Raw genomic sequence first — 3,580 nt, 5'->3', positions numbered from 1 at the left:
GGGCGGGCATGGGAGCTCCCGAACTGTCGAGCGCCTGCCCTGCCACGATGCGCAGCGCTTGGCCAGCCCGGAGCGCGGCGGAAACGCCCTGTCAGGGATCAACCGAAGGGAAGAAACCAGAAATGAGCCGTAACGACGACGCCTTCTTCGTGATCACCGGCGGGCCGGGGGCCGGCAAGACCACGCTCCTGTCCGCGCTCGCGGCGGAGGGCTATGCGACCGCACCGGAAGGCGGGCGGGCGATCATCCGCGACCAAATGGCGATCGACGGGCCGGGGCTGCCCTGGCGTGACAAGGCCCTGTTCGCCGAGCTGATGCTGGGCTGGGACATGCGTTCCCATGCCGAGGCGCGGGAGCGTGGCGGCCTCGTGCTGTTCGACCGCGGCGTGCCAGATATCGCCGGCTATCTCGGGCTGTCCGGTCTCGCGATCCCGGCGCATGTCGAGCGAGCGGCGCGGCAGTTGCGCTATCGGCGGCTGGTCTTCGCGGCCCCCCCTTGGCGCGCGATCTTCGCTGGGGATGCCGAGCGCAAGCAGGATTTTGCCGAGGCCGAGCGCACTTTCGCGGCGGTGACCGGCGCCTATCGCGATTTCGGCTACGAGCTGGTCGAATTGCCGTTCGCGAGCGTCGCCGAGCGCGTCGCCTTCGTGCGGGCGCGGATCGCGGCGGCAGGCTGACGGGACCGCGTTCCGTCGCAAGACGACCCGCATTATCTCTTTGTTTTGTCGCATTTTCCTCACGCGAACCGGTACCCATTTCGCTCGAAAATGCTCTATCCTGACCCTCCACTCCGCTTTCCGGGAGAGGGTTCATGGACGCGATGCCGGAAGCCGGAGCGATGCGCGCCGGGCGGACGCTGAACCATCTGACGCCGGGGCGTGAATGCGGCGATTGCGTCGCCTGCTGCAAGGTGCTGCGCATCGTCGATCCGGAGATCGGCAAGCCGGCCGGGGTGATGTGCCGCCACAACACCGGCAAAGGCTGTGGCATCCACGCGACGCGGCCGGGGATCTGCCGGAGCTGGTTCTGCCTGTGGCGGCGAATCGACGCGATGCCGGACGAAGCGCGGCCGGATCGAAGCGGCGTGATCTTCTGCCTTGAGGGCGAGGCGAGCCATCCGAATCCGTTCGCGCGATTCTGCGTGGTGGCGCGCCCGGTCGGAAAGGCACGGGCCCTGCGCAGCCCGCTCGTCCGCCAAATTATCGCGATGTTCGTGCGCCAGGGTTCGCTTCCGGTCTGGCAGCACCGGCATGGCGTGCGTGCGCTGATCTTTCCGCCGCCCGATCTCGCCGATGCGATCGAGCGGCCGGAAACAACGCCGTTCCGGGCGCTGGTGCCGGCGGCGAAGGCCTGGCTGCGCCGGCACGGAGCGCCGCGAGCGGTGGATTGAAACGCGCCGCGACGAAGATCGCTCGTTTTAGGCGTTGACAGGCGGGCGCCCTCTCACCATAAGTCCGGCCGCGCCTGCCGCCCTTCACAAAAGTGAAACAGCGGCTGCGGCCGGTCCTCGGACCAGCCAGCGAAAAGGCGGGGGAATGTCCCGAGCGGCAAAGGGGGCGGACTGTAAATCCGCTGGCTATGCCTTCGCAGGTTCGAGTCCTGCTTCCCCCACCACCTTCGTCCTGCGGGACGAAGCAGGCGCGCCTTCCAAGAGACGCGCCGAACGACAAGACGGTGACAGCGCAATGCTTTCACCGCACGCCTGCGGCCTTTGCCGGCTACTGGCGAAGATGGGTTGACACCGGGCCGCGCGATGCGGAACTTGTCGCCCGGCGCGGGTGTAGCTCAATGGTAGAGCAGCAGCCTTCCAAGCTGAATACCCGGGTTCGATTCCCGGTACCCGCTCCAATCTCCCTCCCCGATGATCTCTCGGCTTTGAGCGCTTTCCGGAGCGGCCGCCGTTCCGTGGCGTTGCGGTTGACCCGGGCAGCTGGCCGAATCGGCGACGGATTGCGCCCGCAAGCCGATCGCAGCAACATGACCGCGCGGCGCGCCTGCGCGGCTGATACCGGCTTTTCAAGACTTCGGAGCGGACGGCAATAGGGAGGCGGGAATGGCCGGCGACCTGGACTTGCTGATCGGCAAATGGACCGTGAAGGTCAAAGGCTGGACCTGGGAATACGAGTTCGCCCAGGGCGGCAAGGTCACATGGCGCGATGGCGGCGGTCCGGACAATGGCTCCGGCAGCTGGTCGGCGAACGCCAAGATGGTGAACATCGCCTGGACGGATTCCGCGACAACCGAAAGCTGGCTACGGCCGCTGACCCCGAGCACCGACCGGACCTGGTACAATTCGAGCTATTATCGCGGCAAGTACAAGATCCTGAAGGCCGCGACGCCCGGCTTCGCCCCGCCATTCCCGCTGATCCTGACCAAGCCTCCGGAGATCTACCAGACGAGCCTCTATTGCTGGGCGGCCGGCGCCGTCTCCTGGCGTCGCGTCAAGGGCAAAGGCACAGAGAAGGTCGACGATCTCGTCGCGCAATATGGCGGCTATCTCAACTCCGACGGCTCGCTGCCCGAAGGCGAGCCCGACGACCCGACGGCGCAGAAGGGCGGCATGAAGGCGGTCTTCGGCAAGCTGGGCATCGGCATCCAGAGCCTGCCGCGGAAGAACTTCACCTACGACTACGTCTTCGGGAAGCTGAAGGCCAACGGCCATTTCCTGCTGATGGCGACGTCCTTCGGCGATATGGGCCACACCTATGTGGTCTATGGTGTCGGGCAGCCATCGCAGGAGCATTTCAGCGTCTTCGACCCGCTGCAGGGCCGTGGCTACAAGGACAAGAAGTTCAGCGATCTGACCGGCGATTCCGTCTATGTCGGCTTCGGGATGTGATGCGAGCTGCCCCGGCTGAATCCGCCTCGGCAGGGCCGAGGCGGGAGGTGTCGGGTTCGGCTGCTCAGGCCTCGGCGGCTTGCGCCTTGTGGCCGTCGAGATGGCCGAGGTCGCGGGCGGGGTCGAGCCGGTCGCGGACACGCTGCTTGAGCTGCTTCACATCCGGGAAGCCGCCATCGACCGTGCGGTCCCAGATCAGCTCGCCGTCATAATGGATCTGGAAGATGCCGCCGGTGCGCGGGATCAGCACGACCTCGCCGAGATCCTGGCCGAAGGTCTGGAGCAGCTCCTGCGCCATCCAGGCCGAGCGCAGCAGCCAGTTGCACATGCTGCAATAGGTGATGGCGATGCGGGGCAGGGGCTTGGTCTCGGGCTTGGTCTCGGTCATGGCGAAAGGCTCCGGATGGGCGCCGAGGCGGCGCCGGTCGGCAGGGTTCTGCGCCCATGGCGCCGGCTTGCCAAGAAGGGCGGCTGCAATGCCGATGCGCCGCGGAGCGACGGGCGCAAGCACGACGCCGCGCGGGACCAGTAGGGCCAGCTTGCATCGTCAGCCAAAAACCCCTAATTCGACCGCGCTTTCCGGCCCGCGAGGCCGCCTTCGAGGATAAAGGTGTCATGGCCAAAGAGAAGTTCTCCCGCACGAAGCCGCACTGCAACATCGGCACGATTGGTCACGTCGACCATGGCAAGACGTCTTTGACGGCAGCGATCACGAAGGTTCTGGCCGAGGTGGGCGGCGCG

General features: G+C 66.6%; 5 protein-coding genes and 2 tRNA genes. 6 read left to right on the top strand and 1 reads right to left on the bottom strand.

Translation table 11 applies throughout. From position 1 onward, the window contains the following. Window positions 1-122 precede the first annotated feature (122 nt). From RKE40_RS29355 to RKE40_RS29335, 5 genes are all read left to right on the top strand, one after another. Window positions 123-677 carry an AAA family ATPase gene (locus RKE40_RS29355; protein ID WP_316021690.1) on the top strand — a complete coding sequence of 185 codons (555 nt, stop codon included), beginning with the start codon at window positions 123-125 and terminating at the stop codon, window positions 675-677. Window positions 678-811: 134 nt separating this feature from the next. Further along, window positions 812-1,390, top strand: a complete 579-nt coding sequence (locus RKE40_RS29350) for a hypothetical protein (protein ID WP_316021689.1) — start codon at window positions 812-814, stop codon at window positions 1,388-1,390. A gap of 139 nt (window positions 1,391-1,529) precedes the next feature. After that, a tRNA-Tyr gene (locus tag RKE40_RS29345) sits at window positions 1,530-1,614 on the top strand. 160 nt (window positions 1,615-1,774) lie between these two features. Continuing rightward, window positions 1,775-1,848 (top strand) — tRNA-Gly (locus RKE40_RS29340). A 205-nt stretch (window positions 1,849-2,053) separates the two neighbouring features. Further along, a complete protein-coding gene (locus tag RKE40_RS29335; RefSeq protein ID WP_316021688.1) occupies window positions 2,054-2,839 on the top strand; it encodes a papain-like cysteine protease family protein in 786 nt (261 codons plus the stop codon). Window positions 2,840-2,903: 64 nt separating this feature from the next. Here the strand turns inward: RKE40_RS29335 and RKE40_RS29330 are convergent, their stop codons facing one another. After that, complete coding sequence (locus tag RKE40_RS29330; protein ID WP_316021687.1) at window positions 2,904-3,227, bottom strand: Rdx family protein; 324 nt, start codon at window positions 3,225-3,227, stop codon at window positions 2,904-2,906. Window positions 3,228-3,454: 227 nt separating this feature from the next. Between RKE40_RS29330 and RKE40_RS29325 the strand changes: the two genes are divergently transcribed. Beyond that, the coding region (locus tag RKE40_RS29325; RefSeq protein ID WP_316021691.1) for a GTP-binding protein at window positions 3,455-3,580 on the top strand (126 nt) is incomplete at its 3' end.

The sequence above is a fragment of the Allobosea rubneri genome (assembly GCF_032464875.1).
In the GTDB taxonomy this organism is placed as follows: Bacteria; Pseudomonadota; Alphaproteobacteria; order Rhizobiales; family Beijerinckiaceae; genus Allobosea; species Allobosea rubneri.
Note: the sequence above shows the minus strand (reverse complement) of the source record. Positions and strands in the feature narration are given on the sequence as shown.

What these genes read in the sequence shown, in the direction of transcription:
- RKE40_RS29350 (WP_316021689.1), top strand. Translation starts at nt 812, where the DNA reads ATGGACGCGATGCCGGAAGCCGGAGCGATGCGCGCCGGGCGGACGCTG.
- RKE40_RS29355 (WP_316021690.1), top strand. Translation starts at nt 123, where the DNA reads ATGAGCCGTAACGACGACGCCTTCTTCGTGATCACCGGCGGGCCGGGG.
- RKE40_RS29330 (WP_316021687.1), bottom strand. Translation starts at nt 3,227, where the DNA reads ATGACCGAGACCAAGCCCGAGACCAAGCCCCTGCCCCGCATCGCCATC.
- RKE40_RS29335 (WP_316021688.1), top strand. Translation starts at nt 2,054, where the DNA reads ATGGCCGGCGACCTGGACTTGCTGATCGGCAAATGGACCGTGAAGGTC.